This window comes from Leptolyngbya sp. 7M, from assembly GCF_018128485.1.
Genome location: NZ_CP070897.1, coordinates 6,723,135 through 6,737,450 on the forward strand (window position 1 = coordinate 6,723,135; position 14,316 = coordinate 6,737,450).

Below are 14,316 nucleotides of genomic sequence, written 5' to 3' on the forward strand. Positions count from 1 at the left end.
TCCCAGTCCGGGCAACATCGCCTTTGAAGGAGACATTGAGCGTCACAGCCCCGCATCCGTGGCTGACCATGACCAGCCGCGGCTCCATTGAAGCGATATGTGGAGCGTGACTCCGAAGTATCTCCTTTGCACTTCCGCGGCCTCACCGCCGCGGCCCCATTGAACCGCCGTCGCCTGACGGTGCCGGCGGTTCTTCACACCACCACCATCCCGCTCTCGGCCTCGGGCATGCCCGGCCCCATGAACGTCGAGGACTCCCGCGCGGCGTCCTCGTTGGCACCCAGGTCCACAATCAGCACCTGATCTTCCTTCTGGTTCATGATCTCGCGCAGGGCGTTCTCGAGCCGCGCCCGGTCGATGGCCTTGAGCGTGCAGTAGAAGACAGAGTACTGCCATCCCTCTCCGTACGCCTTCATCAGTTTGTGGACGCGGCGCAGGCGTTTATCGTTGCGGATGTCGTAGCACACAAGATAGCACCGACGCATGGATCACCTCGTCGTGAGGAACGCCAGAGTGGGTACCTCGCCCGGCAACCACGCAGAGATCAGTCGCGCGTGAAGCATGAGCATGCGGCGGTAGTTCAAGCGATACTCGAAGACCGGATGCTTGACCTCCGTGTCCATCCGCCGCCCGTACGCGGAGAAGAACCCTTTGCGTCCAGAATCCGTCAGAGCACATCCCGACGCCGTGTTGAGGAAGTGTCCGTCGCAGAGTTCGCCTCGGTTGAACGCCGAGACCGCCACCGAGTCCGCGATCAGCGGTCGGAACGGCTCCATCAGATCCAGCGAGAGGGCGGGGCGTCCGGGCCGCGTCGAGTGCAAGGCGCCGAGCGTGGGCTCAAGACTCGCGAGCCGGCACGCGGCCGTGCACTCATTCGCGAGCATGGAGTACCCGAACGAGAGCACCGCGTTGATCGGATCGGGCGGAGGCCGGCGCTGGCGGCCGACGTCCTGGATGGCGAAAGTCTCGGTCACCGCGTTGAAAACCGGCGCGCTTCCTGAAAACCGGGTTTGCTCCACCCGCAAACCCAGGATTACGTTGGTCTGCGGCAGTTCCATCCGGGTCATGACATAGCCCGAATATACATCCTCCTTCGCGGCAAAGTCCGACACGATCGAATTGGAGATCCGCCGGGTCGCATCGGTTTGCGAGACCGAACGGATGGCTTCGAAATAGTCGCGGACGCTCTGCGGGTCGAACTTGCGTCCGAGCAGGTAGTCGAAGTTCTGGGACGGCTCGTCGCCCAGCAGTTCCGCCATCGGCACACCCGGCGCGCTCGACGCACGGCGATCGCGCCACTGCTCGTTGTCGGAGGTGATTTCACGCAGGCGCGCCCGTCCTCCCAGTTGCAGAGTCGCCGGGCTGCCGAGCAACGACAGCGGCAGCTTGGCATTGGCCTGGAACGACCATTCGTCCTGAACGGTATCCTGCTCGCGGAACGTGTTCTCGCGAAAGGCATAACGGGTTTCGTCGAGGTGCTGGCCAGTCGTGAACAGCGAAATCGCGGGTTGGTCGGGGTTGGCCGCGAAGTCCTGCGAGATGTTGGGCCGCAGGCTCGAGCGGAAGCGCAATTGGGCGCGGATCGGATAATCCTGCTTCGCCCTCGTGTAGGCCGCCGAATAGTCAAGCGTGAGCGCGTTCAGTTCGTGCTCACCGCCGGCCGAGACCGCCAGTGATTGGTCGCGCACGATGCGGTGGCGCCATTCCTTCTCCACCCGGGTGTTGTTCCAGGTCGCGACGCCTTCGCTTGCGCCGGGTTGCAGCGCGCCATCGGAGTATATCACGGCGAGAAGATTGCGATATTCGTCGTCGATCCGGCGCGACCAGGTGCCGCGCACGAAGAAGCGGTTCAGATTGTCAGGCCTCACCTCGATCCCGCCAGTGAATGCGAGGCGCTCGCGCCGGGTGTCGTAGTCCTTGTATTCCTGCTCGGGCACACCGAGAATTTCGTCGCCTTCCGGACGCTCCACCACTTCCCAGATGGATTCGAAATTGTCCACGCGGCGGTCGGTCTGCGCGAGACTGCCCGAAAGCAGGATGCCAGACGCCGATCAGAATCGAGGATAAAAGGGTAAAAAAGATAAGAATAAAACAAAAGAGCCAGAGATAAAAATTGGCTGAACTGTGGCAAACTAGGTTCGATTCTTTAATTAGCTCTGGGTGAGGTTTAACTAGCATGCTGCTTGTTCAGTTGGTGCAGGATCTGGTTCCCGGTTTTGTCGATCTAGGAGCTTGGAGTGAGGCCGGTCGAGTTTGGCTGAATCATTCATCGTTCGATTGGGGGGTGCTAGCGCAACAATTTGATACAGATGTGTTCAAAGGCACTCGCGCCATCATTGGCGATTTCATTCAATCTGGCAAACTCTGGACCTTACTGATCGGGATTGGGATTGGATATATGCTGAGAGCTTTGACCTCCTATGGTTGACCTGAAGCAATGCTCAGTTGGGCTAAGGTTGAGATTCTTTGCTTAAAATTACGGCTCCTTCTCCCTGCCAAGAGGACATTAGAGGGGGTCCGATAGGCTTGAATTTGTCTGATGAATCTGGAACAGTTTTGCTTCCAGGAACTGGTTACAATACTCAGAATTACTCAGAACTTGAATTTGTCTGGAGCATCGTCAGCAACCCTTCAAGTTTTTTGTTGCCGTTCGTTTATCAGGAATCCGAGCCTTGGTGAATTCATCTGCATCCTCTCAAACCTGGAGCCAACGCTTTGAATCGGCTCTGCATCCAGCTATTGCGGCCTTTAATGCTAGCATTGGGTTCGATATTGAACTGATCGAGTTTGACCTGACCGGGTCACAAGCTCACGCCATGATGCTGGCCCATACAGGCATTATTTCGCCAGCAGAAGGAGAGCAGCTTGTTGCCGGTTTGGAGCAAATTCGTCAGGAATATCGAGAAGGCAAATTTCAGCCTGGGATTGAAGCCGAAGATGTCCACTTTGCGGTTGAGCGGCGATTAACCGAACTGGTAGGCGATGTTGGCAAAAAGCTGCACACGGCTCGTTCCCGGAATGATCAGGTTGGTACCGATACTAGGCTGTATCTGCGGGCGCAAATTAGCCAGATCCGGCGACAACTCCTCGACTTTCAGGCAGTGTTGCTGCGGTTAGCCGAACAGCACATTGAAACGCTGAGTTGCACATCGCGTCAGTATGGATTCAAACAAGACTAGATGCAGCTAAATTGTAGCAACAAAATTTCAATCTGATTGATAAAATAGAATGATTTTGGGAATAATTTTGGTGATATTAAAATTATTCTCAGAGGTGCTTGTAGCCAATGAATTGGTGGTAAATTAAGTGAATTAAAAATCTGACCGATTTGCTATTCGGGAGAGCGATTCTAAGGGCAAGATGTATCAATCGAAAATGTGCGTTTCAACCTGAACTCCAATCCCCGGCGACGCTTCCGAGGGTCACGCCATATCACTATGACCTCATGGGCTGCTAGAAGTTCACTAGAATGAAGCAAACTGCAAGTAATTTTCGTTCTATTAAGGTAAGTTTCATGCAGCTAGAGTCTCCACCTCAACCAGTTGGCGAAAAGCGCCTGACCTTTTGGGCGCTAGATTGGCAATCGTTTAAGCAGATTCAGCAATTACTGACGGAGCGTACTCATGCCCGCTTTACCTATGACGATGGAACCTTGGAAATCACGATGCCTCTGGAAGAACACGAGCGTTTCGCACGGTTGATTGAACGATTTATCTTGATTCTCGTGGTGGAACTGGGGATGAAAATCAAAACGATGGGATCGACTACACTCGATCGCAAAGACTTGCTCAAAAGTGCCGAACCCGATAACGGCTATTACATCCAAAATTGTGCCCTGGTTGCCGACCATAAAATCGATTTGGAGGTTGATCCAGCTCCCGACTTAGTGGTGGAAGTAGACATTACCAGCACCGACATCAACAAAAATAGATTGTACGCCAGTATGGGAGTGCCGGAGTTTTGGCGATTTAACGGACGTGAGTGGAAGATCCTGTGCTTAGTAGATGGAGCGTATGTTGAGCGGGATCGCTCTCCTACATTTCCGCTGATTGAGAAAACAGATTTATATCAATTTCTGGAAGCGGCATTGCTCGATGAAGTCGCAGCAGAAATCGCTTTTCGGCAGCAGGTGCGACAACGAATCTAAAGGAAAGCGGTGTTAGGGTGCAAGCAAATTCTGAAGACTCCTCAGCCGCTCAGCAGCGCTTCTACAAATTCGTAGCTAGAGAAGGGCCGCGCCAGTCGAGTCAAACGATTTTTGAGCAGATAATCATGTGCTCCAGCTTGCATCGCAGCCACGGCAATTTCCTCCCCGATCACACCCGATACGATGATGAAGGGTAGATCGAGTCCCTTTTCTTTCATGATCTTGAGGGCAGCGAGGGCATCAAAGCTGGGCATGGAGTAATCGCATAGAATTACGTCCCAGGATTGGCGATCAAGGGCTGCGCTCATGGCGGCTGCCGTTTCTACCCGCTCAGAAATGATAGTGTAGCCTTCACGTTCGAGTTGCGACACCAATAGTTCTGCATCATCCGGGCTGTCTTCCACTAAGAGAACTCTTAAGGTTTTAGACATCGGGCGTTACTGAAGAATAGGTTACTGAAGGATAGGTGAAGTATTTATAACAAGCCAATACAGACCTAACTGCTGAATAACGTTCAGGAACTCGCTGTAGTCTACCGGTTTGCGAATGTAGCTATTGCAGCCTAACTCGTAGCTAGTTAGCAAGTCTTGTTGTTCGTTAGACGTGGTCAGGATAATAACCGGAATAACGCGGGTGCGGGGATGACTGCGGATCTGCTGCAACACCTCTAAGCCATTGATCCGGGGTAGCTGGACATCGAGCAGAATAATGGTAGGCAGTGGGTTACGGGGGCGTTCGGCTGGGCTGTCTTGTTGCATCTCTAGGGAAGAAATACCTGGGGGAGAAATACCTGTAAGAGAACTAGTCGGAGTAGAATCACCTACATCGCCACTAGTTGCGAACAGATACTCCAGGGCTTCCACACCATCCTGGGCCACGTTGGATTGCGGAAACCGCCTCGTTCAAAGGCCAAAAGCGTCAGTTCCTGGTCATCTGGATTATCCTCGACTAACAGGATCAAAGGGGAGGTTGTCATGAACATTCCTGAGTAAGGGGATCGAAACAATAGCTTTGTTTATCACACCCTTATCCTAAAGTAAAATAAAATGTCGCACCTTGATTCAGGGTTCCCTCGGTCCAGACGGAACCACCGTGGCGATGAACGATGCGTTGAACGATCGCAAGACCAATGCCAGTACCAGGGAATTCCTGCTCGGAATGCAGACGTTGAAAGGCTTTGAATAGCTCTACCAGCGTTTTGTCCATCTGGTATACCCAAGCCTTCCCTAGAGAGCGGTGATTCAAGTCAAATACCTCTGCCGCCACGCGAACATATTCATTCTGCTCCGTAGATCGCTTGGGATCATAATCTTCGAGCTGATCGAGGTGAGTCAGTATCGCTGGATCGGCAAACGAAAGCAGGACGCCATATACTGGACTGCTGCCAGCCGTCATAGCTGGGTAGCCAAAGGGTAAATCGTACAGTTGGCCGATCATGATGGCTGCTTGGGCATGCAGAACTCGGCCTTGGCAGTAGCGCTCATAGTTAATCTCACCGGGCTTCAGCGTGCCGTAGACGAATACTTTTAGTGGATTAGATAGTGGATTAGATTCAGCCTTTTCCATCTCGGTGAAGTCATAGGATGCGGTGTGAGGTGACTAAAGTCGCAAATCAAGTTGCCTGAAGAGGAACTAAATCTCTTTGCTATCCGTCGCCTGCATCTTTCACCCTTCCTTTAGAATGGTGTAGAAACAGCTCACTCATCCATAGGAGATCAGTGCGTGGAGTCCCGTTATAATCCGGCAGCAATTGAGGACAAATGGCAGCAGTATTGGGCCGAGCAGAGTGTAGACCAAACTCCGGAAGCGACCGATAAGCCCAAATTTTATGCGCTGTCGATGTTCCCCTATCCCTCCGGCAACCTGCACATGGGGCATGTCCGTAACTATACCATCACCGATGTGATCGCGCGGGTGCGGCGGATGCAGGGCTATCGGGTACTTCACCCCATGGGTTGGGATGCCTTTGGGTTGCCCGCCGAAAATGCTGCGATTGATCGAGGCGTGCATCCAGCCAAATGGACCTACCAAAATATTGCTCAGATGCGTGCCCAGTTGCAGCGCTTAGGTCTGTCCTATGACTGGAATCGGGAAGTCACCACCTGCTCACCTGACTATTATCGCTGGACGCAGTGGATCTTCTTGGAGTTTTTGAAGGCGGGCCTCGCCTATCAGAAAGAGGCGGCTGTGAACTGGGACCCAGTTGACCAAACGGTTTTAGCCAATGAGCAGGTAGACAGTGAAGGGCGTTCTTGGCGATCCGGTGCCATGGTAGAGCGGCGTTCTGAAAACGCCAAGTACGAAATTCAGCGCTTTAAGGGTCTGGGTGAAATGATGCCGCAGCAGTTGTGGGATACGACGATGAATCCAGAAACCCGTTCGCTCAAACGAGTCGAGATCGAAGATGCGGCTGAAGCGGACCGAATCTTTACCGTGCTGATGGGTGACCGAGTTGCGCCGAGGCGTGAATTCATCGAAACCTATGGACCAAGGCTCAACCTAACGGATTTGGATATTTAGGTCTATACCATCACCTACTCCCTAATGCTGGTTGAGCTTTACCTCTGTTGATGATTACTTCCTGTTGTGAAACTTAGAACTGATTCTGAACCTAAATATAGGCAGATAGATCACAGAGAGCATTTAAAGCAAGTACCGCATGGAGCGAAACTAACACCATGACACAGGCACTTGAAAAGCCCAGATCGTCGGAAGACACGGTAGCTGTCTACTACGATCGCACTTGGAAACAGTTCAAATGTATTCAGAAGGGCTTGGAAGGACATCCAGGTGTGCGGCTGAGCTTTTATGAAGGAGTCGTTGAAGTCTTCATGCCAGGGCAACCCCATGAGATTTTCAAAAAAGTGATCGCGGCGCTCCTCGAAGCTTTCGTTTTTGAATGGAACATCAGGATCATTCCGACTGGTTCTGTGACTCAGGAGCGGGAAGGAGTGGCTTCTGCTCAAGCGGGTGAGTCCTATTGCTTTGGAGACGCTAAACCCATTCCAGATCTTTCCATTGAAGTGATTTTTACAAGTGGTTCTGTCACGAAGTTAAAGCGTTATCAGGCGTTAGGAGTCCCTGAAGTTTGGCTTTGGGAGGATGGACTGCTGACTCTGCATCGTTTGGGAGAAAACGGCTACACGCGAATTTATAGAAGCCAAATTTCTGAACTAGTGAATTTAGACATTGAGCTACTTTCCCACTGTGTTTTAATCGGTGAAACAGATTGGCTGGAAGCGATGCGGACGTTTAGGAAGGCAATACGGGCATAGCTCAATAGCTGAGCCTGTAAGTTTATTTGTGTTGGTTAGCATTGCTCATGCCTCGCCAGAGTGTCTTCACGCCTGGCCCCTCCCGATCACTCCCCAGAAAGCCACCGTCGGCGTAGATCCGGGCGATGTGGTTGTTCAGGTACTCGCCGTACTTGTCCATGAAGTGGATGCTGGGCGAGGCGCGGTAGAGCACGCGCTGGTCGTCGGGCGAGCGGATGAAGCTCAGGAAGTCGAAGAACAGGTCGCCCGAGCGCCACAGCTCCTGCAGGGACTGCACGACCATCCGCCCCGCGTTGACGAAGTCGAAGTCCGCGCGGTTGCGGTCGGTCCACCGCGTCATCGCCTCCTCCACGCCGCGCTCCGACCAGTACAGCGCGTGTGAGGCGAAGTGACGCCAGTCCAGCGGCCCGAAGCGCTCGGTATAGCGGATCATCCGCCACGGGTCCATGTTGTACTGCTCGATGAGCAGCCGCTTGCGCAGGTGCGCCACCAGCGCGGGCCAGGCCCGTGCCAGCGCGGGATCCTCCATCAGCCGCACGAACCCCCGCTGGCGATCGTTGAACTCGCGCTCGAAGACCGCCCGCTCGCCCGAGCCCAGCACCGCCGTCAGCGTGGTGTAGTTCTGCACGACGCGGCGATCGGGCAGGAACCCAAGATCGGACCGCAGACGGTCCACCAGGTCGCGCGTGGTCGGCTCGGCCTGGTAGAGCGCCTCGAGCGTGTCGGGGGCCTCGGCCACGGGGCGGAGCCAGTCCTGCCACTTGGCGATCGCCGCCGCGAGATCCCGGTCGCGTGCGTCGGGCTTGGGCGGCTGGCCCAGGACCATGGTCCACTCGGCGGCGAGCTGCCGCTTGTAATACATGTTGGCGTCGTCCATGACGCCGCCGATCTTGTGCAGGAAGATCCACGCCAGCTCGCGGTGGATGAGCAGATCGTTCGGATTCGCGCGGATCGCCTCGCGCCGGAGCAGGTCGATACCGGCCGACACCCAGCGCCACCGCTCCTCGTTCGTGAACGACTGGACCGAGATGTTGTACGCCAGGTTCCACGCGTGGAAGACCCACACGTGCGGGAAACGCGGCTGGAGCTTCGTGATCGTCCGCGCCAGGTCGATCGCCTCGTAGAACCGCCCATCCTCCTTGAGCTGGTTGGCCCTGATCCACAGGTAGTTCACGAACATCCCGCGGAACGCGCCCATCGCGATGATAAATGGACGGGCTGCCCGCAGCATATTCTCTAAACTATCTGGCGTGTGGGCATAATCCACAATCACGCTGATATCCTGATCCGACCGAATCTGCACCTGTTCCATCCGACCCGGTACGCCCGAAAAGCGCGGTAAAGCAGCGGCAATCGTAGCCAGATCCACCCCTAGATGCAGAGCGGCTCCTACAGCAGCCAGCAGATTTGCTAAATTAAACTGTCCCACCAGCGGCGACTGAAACTCGATTGTGCCTTGCGGTGTGTGTAGCCGACCCCGCACGCCTTCTGCCTCATACACCAAATCGCTAGTCCACAGATCTGCAGTTGGATCATCGACGCTATAGGACCAGACCTGGGCTGGGTTCAACTGCTCGATCAGGCGACGCCCGTAAGGATCGTCGCGATTGACAATCGCTCGCCCCTTCAGGTAATCCGGACTAAACAGCAGCGCTTTCGCGGCAAAGTAGTCTTCCAGATCCTTGTGGTAGTCCAGGTGATCCTGCGTCAGGTTGGTAAACACCGCCACCTCAAACGGACAGCCCAACACTCGTCCTTGAGCCAGCGCATGGGAGCTCACCTCCATTACCGCCAATTGGGACCCTGCGGCGACGGCTTCTGCCAACTGCTGCTGAAGTTCGAGCGCAAAGGGAGTAGTGTGGACAGCGGTTTGCTGATAACCAGCCCAGCGGGCATAAAGAGTCCCCAACAGGGCTGTAGGTTGCTGGCTTTGCAGCAGCAGAAACTCGATCAGGTGGGTAGTGGTCGTTTTGCCGTTGGTGCCCGTCACTCCTACCAGCTTCAGCTGTTGGGCTGGATAGTCATAAAACGCGGCAGCGAGTTGAGCACAGGCTTGAGCCATATCCGCAAACGGAATTACACAGGCATTGTGAGTCTGCATCACGCTGGCAGTTTTTTCGGCGGCTGCCGGAGACACCACGGCAGCAATTGCTCCAGCTGTGAACGCACTCGGCCAAAACTCACCACCATCAACGCGGGTGCCCGGCATGCCCATAAACACATCTCCGGGTTGACAGGCATGGGAGTTGGTTGTCAAACCCTTCACTTCCGCCTCTAGAGCTGGATGCTCAGGGCAAGAACCACGAATCCTTGCGGTGTTTGGGCCGCCCAGAGGTTGCTGCGGTCAGGGGTGGCGGTGATCAGTTGAGTAGGGGCATCCACTACTTTGATTGTGTCTTTAACCGGAACGGCGGCAATCAATCCTGTGCAGGTCTGGAGAGCGGCAGCACAGTGATTGAATAGATTGGGTGTAGCCAGACAGCGGGCACCATCGTGAATCAGAACCCGCTCTGCCGTTGCGGGCAACCCCTTGAGGCCGCAATAAACCGATTCTTGCCGAGTGGCACCGCCTTGAATGAACTGCACCGTATCTTCCAGCCCAAGCTGCACCACTATCGCCTTGAAGTCTTGCCAATCACAGGGTTGCCCAATAATGCCAATCCACTCGATTGATTCGGCCTGTTTCGCGGCTTGTAGCGTCCAGGCTAGAACCGGTTGACCCAATAAGGGCAGCAGCAGTTTGTTGCGTTCACTGCCCATACGGCGACCCGATCCGGCGGCTGGAATTAACAAATGCACGATTAGATACCCCTGCAATAATTAGAGTTGGAATGCGGCGTTCCGATTCCTTTACTCCTCAATTTTGACCGAAAAGGGAGTCTCGTAAAGCCGCTTAATTGTAAAGCTGAGCGTAGTTGTGTTGTCTCGCCAGACTAGTTGATGAATTATCACATCGGCATAAGCTAGCCATGCTTCATCTACCAGAGGCAGCGGTACATCCAGCGGAATAATCCGATAACCTGGCTTAATTGCCTGATGGGATGCATTCAGCAACAGCGGTTCCGGAAAATCTTGACCACGAGCCAGCTTCAAAATGCTATTGACTTGACAGGGCATTCCCATCGGTATTGCTCTCACGATGTATTTGTGGTGTGTATTTATGGTGTATTGGCGGTTGTGGGAACCTTCTGCTCTAGGCGATTTTTGAGATCCGCCATCAAATCTTGATTCGAGCGATGCGCTTCCCATTTGCCCGAATACAGCCAGCCAATGCGCCAGTTGCCCGACATCGAGTTGGCATCCTCGGCAATCGTGCCGGAATAATCAATTGGATTGGGTGAGCTGGTGAGATAGCGCTTGGTAAACCGGATGCTGCGCCCAACCACCTCACCGCGCACTTGGCTCCCTATCTCGATCGGGGCCCGTACATCCGCCCGTGGATGCCAAGCCGGCACGCACGCGACATGGCCTGCCGGTTCTACCGGGCGGACAAGGTGGCGAGCGACTTCGTCGACATGGCCGCGTGCATGGCCGCATGCCTGGTCGGCAGGAAGGGCATCGACAAGGGCCTGGGGAAGGTGAAGTTCTTCCGAGAATCGTACAGCATCCCCACCCGAGGCGGCAGGAAGTGGCCGATCGAGATCGAAATCGGGCCCCGCTTCGATCCACTTAAGCCGCTAGAGCCCCCTGTGACATGGAACCAATGTGGGTTGCTTGGGACATACATGAAACATTGCGAGTTGGTATTCATGACTTGGGACTTTCTTCCGTGGAGTGATTTCAGCAAACAATGCCAAGAGTACTGCGACCGTCCATCCCGAGCACGGGTCGATTAATGTCGCTTTGGAGCAAAAACTTTGATTAAGCGAGCAACCCAATGGAGCAAATTGCTCTGTATTTACTTGAATTAGACGCCACCGCGATGTCATCACTCTACTTTCTGGTTGGAATGACGCATGTGGCTCTAGTACTCCTGGCGTATCGCGTGCATCGGATCAGGTTCCGACGTGAGAGAAACGATTGCCCGAGAGCAGCGGTTCGGTTGTCAAATAACAATGAATTTTGGCTCGGAACGGCGACGATTATCGCTTCATTTATATTGTCTGTTTTGATTGTTGTCATTTCAGTGTATATCGAACTATTGGCATTGACGACGCCTGCGTTAGGAGAAGCCTATGATCGAGCACGAAGATCTGGTCGTATCTTTGGGTTTTCCGGCGAGGCGCGCATGCGCATCATAAGCTTATCGCTTGTCGTCGCAGGCATCGGCGCTTCTGCATGTATTGGAATATGTCTCCGTGGCGCAATCGGTAGTATGGCTGCAAATAACAATCGGCCCTGATGCTTGCTGCTTTGGGGCAACTGGCTGCGGCGTCGGCTGGACCTCAACGGGGACGGGGACTTCACCGACGCCGGGGAGCTCGACGACACCGGGTCCTTCAACCGGGCCAACGAGCTGCTCAGCCGCGACACCGACTCCAACGGCACTGTCTTTGCGGATCCGGCCCATCTCACGAAAGCCTTACTCCACGAGAAATGGCGGACGACGCAACAGCGGGGAGCACGGTTTGCCTCAGCCGCGTTTGTAACCGGAGGACTCGACCCAGTGCGCAACCGCAGCCAGTTTTTCGATTATTTTCAGCCGCCCCTACCGGCTCCGGTGATGATGGTGATTGGGGAACAGACGCCGGTAAAGTCTTTGGCAGAGATGGAAATTCTGGCCCATTTCTCTGGGGTTGGCATTCAAATTCTGCGGTTGCCGGGATCGCTGGGTTTACATGAGGAGTATGCTGACCAGCTTGCAGATGGGATTTTACCGTTTTTGAATAAATATTTATCTTGAGTAACGAGTCATTTTAAACGAGTCATTTTAAAAATAAAACAACGCGAAGCTTAGCAGTCTCCGCGCCATTATGTAATAATTGTCACTAAGATATATCAGCGTATTAACAGTTTTAATTCGGGAAGCGTTCTTCGGGACGGTACGTTCTAATCCAGCATCTTTCTAAGTGCTCAAGCTGATAGCGTCGCCAGAACCGTTTCGGATTAAGAATTAACGGATTCTGGGGATTGAAAACAGGCTGGTTGAGGAATTTCCAGAGGGGAAACCGGATTTTCAGGTTGTTGTCGTTATCGGCCATGATCAGTGACAGTTAGAACTATAAGTGCGAGAAGCCAAATTGGAATAAGCTAGAGAGCACCCTAGCCGCTGTAACCTTGACGCTTCTAAGTACCAGTCTTCCCAGATAGTTGGGCAATCTCCGCACTGGCAAGCCGAAGTTTGTCAAGATTTGTTGGTTTTGATAAGTTTCGGTAATGAAGCTAAACTTGCCTGGAACTGCTGAGGCTACACAACAAAAAACGGCGGTGACTGTCGCCAAAACGATTCCGCCGTTGAATTAATCGGTATACTGAGTTTTTAATAATACAGTCTGCTTCCTGTATAAAATTGCTAATTGGATCAGTACGGTTGCAGACAATTAGATTTGAGTGCTTTGGCGAGGGAATACAGCATGTCAGTGGTGGTCGCAAAGTCTACGCAGCCATCGGTGATGCTTTGTCCATGGGTGAGCGGCTGGCTGGCTCGCCCAAGCCGCCGCCCAGCATCCCTTCGACCTATGCCAACCGCTATTACGCTGCCTCTTGCTGCGTCTGCAACCAACCGAGCATGTGCTGCTCCTGACCACACACCATATCATCTCCGATCGCTGGTCTGTTGGGGTATTTTTGCGGGAACTGTCCCAGCTTTACGATTATTTTCATGGCGCTGCTGGTCATGGCGCTGCTGGTCATGGCGCTGCTAGTCATGGCGCTGTTCCCAAGGGCAACTCAGTTGAAACACCCCTCCCGGCTCTGCCTATTCAGTACGCAGATTGGGCGATCTGGCAACGCCAAACCCTACAGGGCGAACACCTAGAGACCCAGATTCGCTATTGGCGACAGCAGCTTCAGGATCTAACCGAGCTGGAACTGCCCACCGATTACCCCCGCCCTGCTCTGCCCTCCTACCGCGGCGCGACCCATCCAGTTCAGTTGAGTGCATCCCTCACTGCTGCCCTCAAACGACTGAGCGCTGAAGCTGGTGTAACGTTATTCATGCTATTACTTGCCGCGTTCCAAACCCTATTACACCGCTATACCCAGCAGCATGATATTACCGTTGGCACCGATGTAGCGAATCGTGAGCGGCCAGAAACCAGGGGCTTGATTGGACTGTTTGTGAATACCCTCGTGCTGCGGGGTGATTTGTCCGGGAATCCCAGCTTCCGCGAACTATTGCAGCGCACTCGTCGAGTGATGGCAGCCGCCCTATCCCATCAAGACTTGCCGTTTGAAAAGCTGGTGGAATTGCTCAATCCTGAACGCCACCTGAGCCAGATGATGCCGCTGTTTCAGGTCAAGCTCGATCTACAGTTAGCCGAGGTGAAACCCCTGAGGTTAACCGGCTTAGAGGTCGAGCGACTGCCGTTTGACAATGGCACGGTGAAATATGATCTGCGCCTGAATTTACAGGATAGTGAACAAGGCATTAATGGACAGGTAGAATACAGCACCGACTTGTTTGATCCGGCTCGGATTGCCCGCTTGGTTGAGCATTTCCGCACGCTTTTAGAAGCAATTGTGACGAACCCGGATCAACGCCTATCAGAGCTGCCGCTGCTCACCCCTGCCGAACAGTCGCATCTTCATCCTGTTCCTCACACCAATATCGCCAGGGCAACAGCACCGTTCCCTTCAACGGCAAACTGTAAACTGTAATGCCTTGAGCGCTCAATGATTTACGAATATTCTCAATAAGAATAGGATGAAAGCCTTGCCAGATAAAGAGATGGTTTTGCCCCAGACTGGCTTTTTTTTGCTCTAGACTGGCTTTTCAGAATGTTCTAGCGCGAT

15 protein-coding genes and 3 pseudogenes are annotated in these 14,316 nt (G+C 53.8%); 9 read left to right on the forward strand and 9 right to left on the reverse strand.

Going from position 1 to position 14,316, the window contains the following annotated elements:
* Positions 1–194 precede the first annotated feature (194 nt).
* Both cas2 and cas1 read right to left on the reverse strand, forming a co-directional pair.
* Positions 195–467 (reverse strand): CRISPR-associated endonuclease Cas2, encoded by a 273-nt coding sequence (gene cas2 / locus JVX88_RS36245; protein ID WP_211623924.1) that lies wholly within the window; start codon positions 465–467, stop codon positions 195–197.
* 21 nt (positions 468–488) lie between these two features.
* Positions 489–2,000, reverse strand: a complete 1,512-nt coding sequence (cas1, locus tag JVX88_RS36250; protein WP_211623926.1) for a CRISPR-associated endonuclease Cas1 — start codon at positions 1,998–2,000, stop codon at positions 489–491.
* A gap of 176 nt (positions 2,001–2,176) precedes the next feature.
* Here cas1 and JVX88_RS36255 point away from each other — a divergent pair, with 176 nt between their 5' ends.
* The 3 genes from JVX88_RS36255 (at position 2,177) to JVX88_RS36265 (ending at position 4,147) form a co-directional block, all read left to right on the forward strand.
* Positions 2,177–2,428, forward strand: a complete 252-nt coding sequence (locus JVX88_RS36255) for a hypothetical protein (protein WP_211623928.1) — start codon at positions 2,177–2,179, stop codon at positions 2,426–2,428.
* 247 nt (positions 2,429–2,675) lie between these two features.
* Complete coding sequence (locus tag JVX88_RS36260; RefSeq protein ID WP_317134589.1) at positions 2,676–3,179, forward strand: lyase family protein; 504 nt, start codon at positions 2,676–2,678, stop codon at positions 3,177–3,179.
* 335 nt (positions 3,180–3,514) lie between these two features.
* The gene (locus JVX88_RS36265) at positions 3,515–4,147 is read left to right on the forward strand and encodes a Uma2 family endonuclease (RefSeq protein ID WP_211623930.1); all 633 of its coding nucleotides are present in this window, start codon (positions 3,515–3,517) and stop codon (positions 4,145–4,147) included.
* Between the two features lie 41 nt (positions 4,148–4,188).
* On the opposite strand, the gene JVX88_RS36270 is transcribed toward JVX88_RS36265, so the two are convergent.
* The 3 genes from JVX88_RS36270 to JVX88_RS36280 all read right to left on the reverse strand — a co-directional run bounded on the left by JVX88_RS36270 (position 4,189) and on the right by JVX88_RS36280 (position 5,713).
* Complete coding sequence (locus JVX88_RS36270; protein WP_211623932.1) at positions 4,189–4,578, reverse strand: response regulator; 390 nt, start codon at positions 4,576–4,578, stop codon at positions 4,189–4,191.
* Positions 4,579–4,599: 21 nt separating this feature from the next.
* Positions 4,600–5,025, reverse strand: coding sequence for a response regulator (locus JVX88_RS36275; protein ID WP_263975430.1), 426 nt, complete (start codon positions 5,023–5,025; stop codon positions 4,600–4,602).
* 148 nt (positions 5,026–5,173) lie between these two features.
* On the reverse strand, positions 5,174–5,713 hold the full coding sequence (locus JVX88_RS36280) for a gamma-glutamylcyclotransferase (protein ID WP_211623940.1): 540 nt from the start codon (positions 5,711–5,713) through the stop codon (positions 5,174–5,176).
* Positions 5,714–5,869: 156 nt separating this feature from the next.
* Between JVX88_RS36280 and JVX88_RS36285 the strand changes: the two are divergent.
* The 3 genes and pseudogenes from JVX88_RS36285 to JVX88_RS36295 all read left to right on the forward strand — a co-directional run.
* Positions 5,870–6,331 (forward strand): annotated as a pseudogene (locus tag JVX88_RS36285) (class I tRNA ligase family protein); the annotation flags it as partial.
* A gap of 105 nt (positions 6,332–6,436) precedes the next feature.
* Positions 6,437–6,667, forward strand: a pseudogene (locus JVX88_RS36290) (DNA topoisomerase IV subunit B); the annotation flags it as partial.
* A 158-nt stretch (positions 6,668–6,825) separates the two neighbouring features.
* Positions 6,826–7,422, forward strand: a complete 597-nt coding sequence (locus tag JVX88_RS36295; protein ID WP_211623943.1) for a Uma2 family endonuclease — start codon at positions 6,826–6,828, stop codon at positions 7,420–7,422.
* 22 nt (positions 7,423–7,444) lie between these two features.
* Here the strand turns inward: JVX88_RS36295 and murE are convergent, their stop codons facing one another.
* Genes murE through JVX88_RS36315 form a run of 4 tightly spaced genes read right to left on the reverse strand, consistent with a single transcriptional unit; the run spans position 7,445 to position 10,877 of the window.
* Positions 7,445–9,637: a UDP-N-acetylmuramyl-tripeptide synthetase gene (murE, locus tag JVX88_RS43745; RefSeq protein ID WP_410503749.1), complete on the reverse strand. Its 2,193-nt coding sequence runs from the start codon at positions 9,635–9,637 to the stop codon at positions 7,445–7,447.
* Between the two features lie 59 nt (positions 9,638–9,696).
* Positions 9,697–10,221, reverse strand: coding sequence for a 2-C-methyl-D-erythritol 4-phosphate cytidylyltransferase (locus JVX88_RS36305; protein ID WP_211623945.1), 525 nt, complete (start codon positions 10,219–10,221; stop codon positions 9,697–9,699).
* 51 nt (positions 10,222–10,272) lie between these two features.
* Complete coding sequence (locus JVX88_RS36310) at positions 10,273–10,545, reverse strand: DUF2584 family protein (RefSeq protein WP_211623948.1); 273 nt, start codon at positions 10,543–10,545, stop codon at positions 10,273–10,275.
* Positions 10,546–10,580: 35 nt separating this feature from the next.
* The gene (locus JVX88_RS36315) at positions 10,581–10,877 is read right to left on the reverse strand and encodes a hypothetical protein (protein WP_211623950.1); all 297 of its coding nucleotides are present in this window, start codon (positions 10,875–10,877) and stop codon (positions 10,581–10,583) included.
* Positions 10,878–11,299: 422 nt separating this feature from the next.
* Between JVX88_RS36315 and JVX88_RS36320 the strand changes: the two genes are divergently transcribed.
* The 3 genes and pseudogenes from JVX88_RS36320 to JVX88_RS36330 form a co-directional block, all read left to right on the forward strand.
* Entirely contained in the window at positions 11,300–11,764 is a 465-nt protein-coding gene (locus JVX88_RS36320; protein WP_211623952.1) for a hypothetical protein, read from the forward strand.
* A 3-nt stretch (positions 11,765–11,767) separates the two neighbouring features.
* Positions 11,768–12,265 carry a hypothetical protein gene (locus JVX88_RS36325; RefSeq protein ID WP_211623954.1) on the forward strand — a complete coding sequence of 166 codons (498 nt, stop codon included), beginning with the start codon at positions 11,768–11,770 and terminating at the stop codon, positions 12,263–12,265.
* Positions 12,266–13,020: 755 nt separating this feature from the next.
* Positions 13,021–14,181 (forward strand): annotated as a pseudogene (locus JVX88_RS36330) (condensation domain-containing protein); the annotation flags it as partial.
* Positions 14,182–14,316: the final 135 nt, after the last annotated feature.

Coding starts and splice junctions, on each gene's coding strand:
- JVX88_RS36310 (WP_211623948.1), bottom strand. CDS start 10,545: ATGGGAATGCCCTGTCAAGTCAATAGCATTTTGAAGCTGGCTCGTGGT.
- murE (WP_410503749.1), bottom strand. CDS start 9,637: ATGGGCATGCCGGGCACCCGCGTTGATGGTGGTGAGTTTTGGCCGAGT.
- JVX88_RS36280 (WP_211623940.1), bottom strand. CDS start 5,713: ATGGAAAAGGCTGAATCTAATCCACTATCTAATCCACTAAAAGTATTC.
- JVX88_RS36320 (WP_211623952.1), top strand. CDS start 11,300: ATGGAGCAAATTGCTCTGTATTTACTTGAATTAGACGCCACCGCGATG.
- JVX88_RS36270 (WP_211623932.1), bottom strand. CDS start 4,578: ATGTCTAAAACCTTAAGAGTTCTCTTAGTGGAAGACAGCCCGGATGAT.
- JVX88_RS36295 (WP_211623943.1), top strand. CDS start 6,826: ATGACACAGGCACTTGAAAAGCCCAGATCGTCGGAAGACACGGTAGCT.
- JVX88_RS36255 (WP_211623928.1), top strand. CDS start 2,177: ATGCTGCTTGTTCAGTTGGTGCAGGATCTGGTTCCCGGTTTTGTCGAT.
- JVX88_RS36265 (WP_211623930.1), top strand. CDS start 3,515: ATGCAGCTAGAGTCTCCACCTCAACCAGTTGGCGAAAAGCGCCTGACC.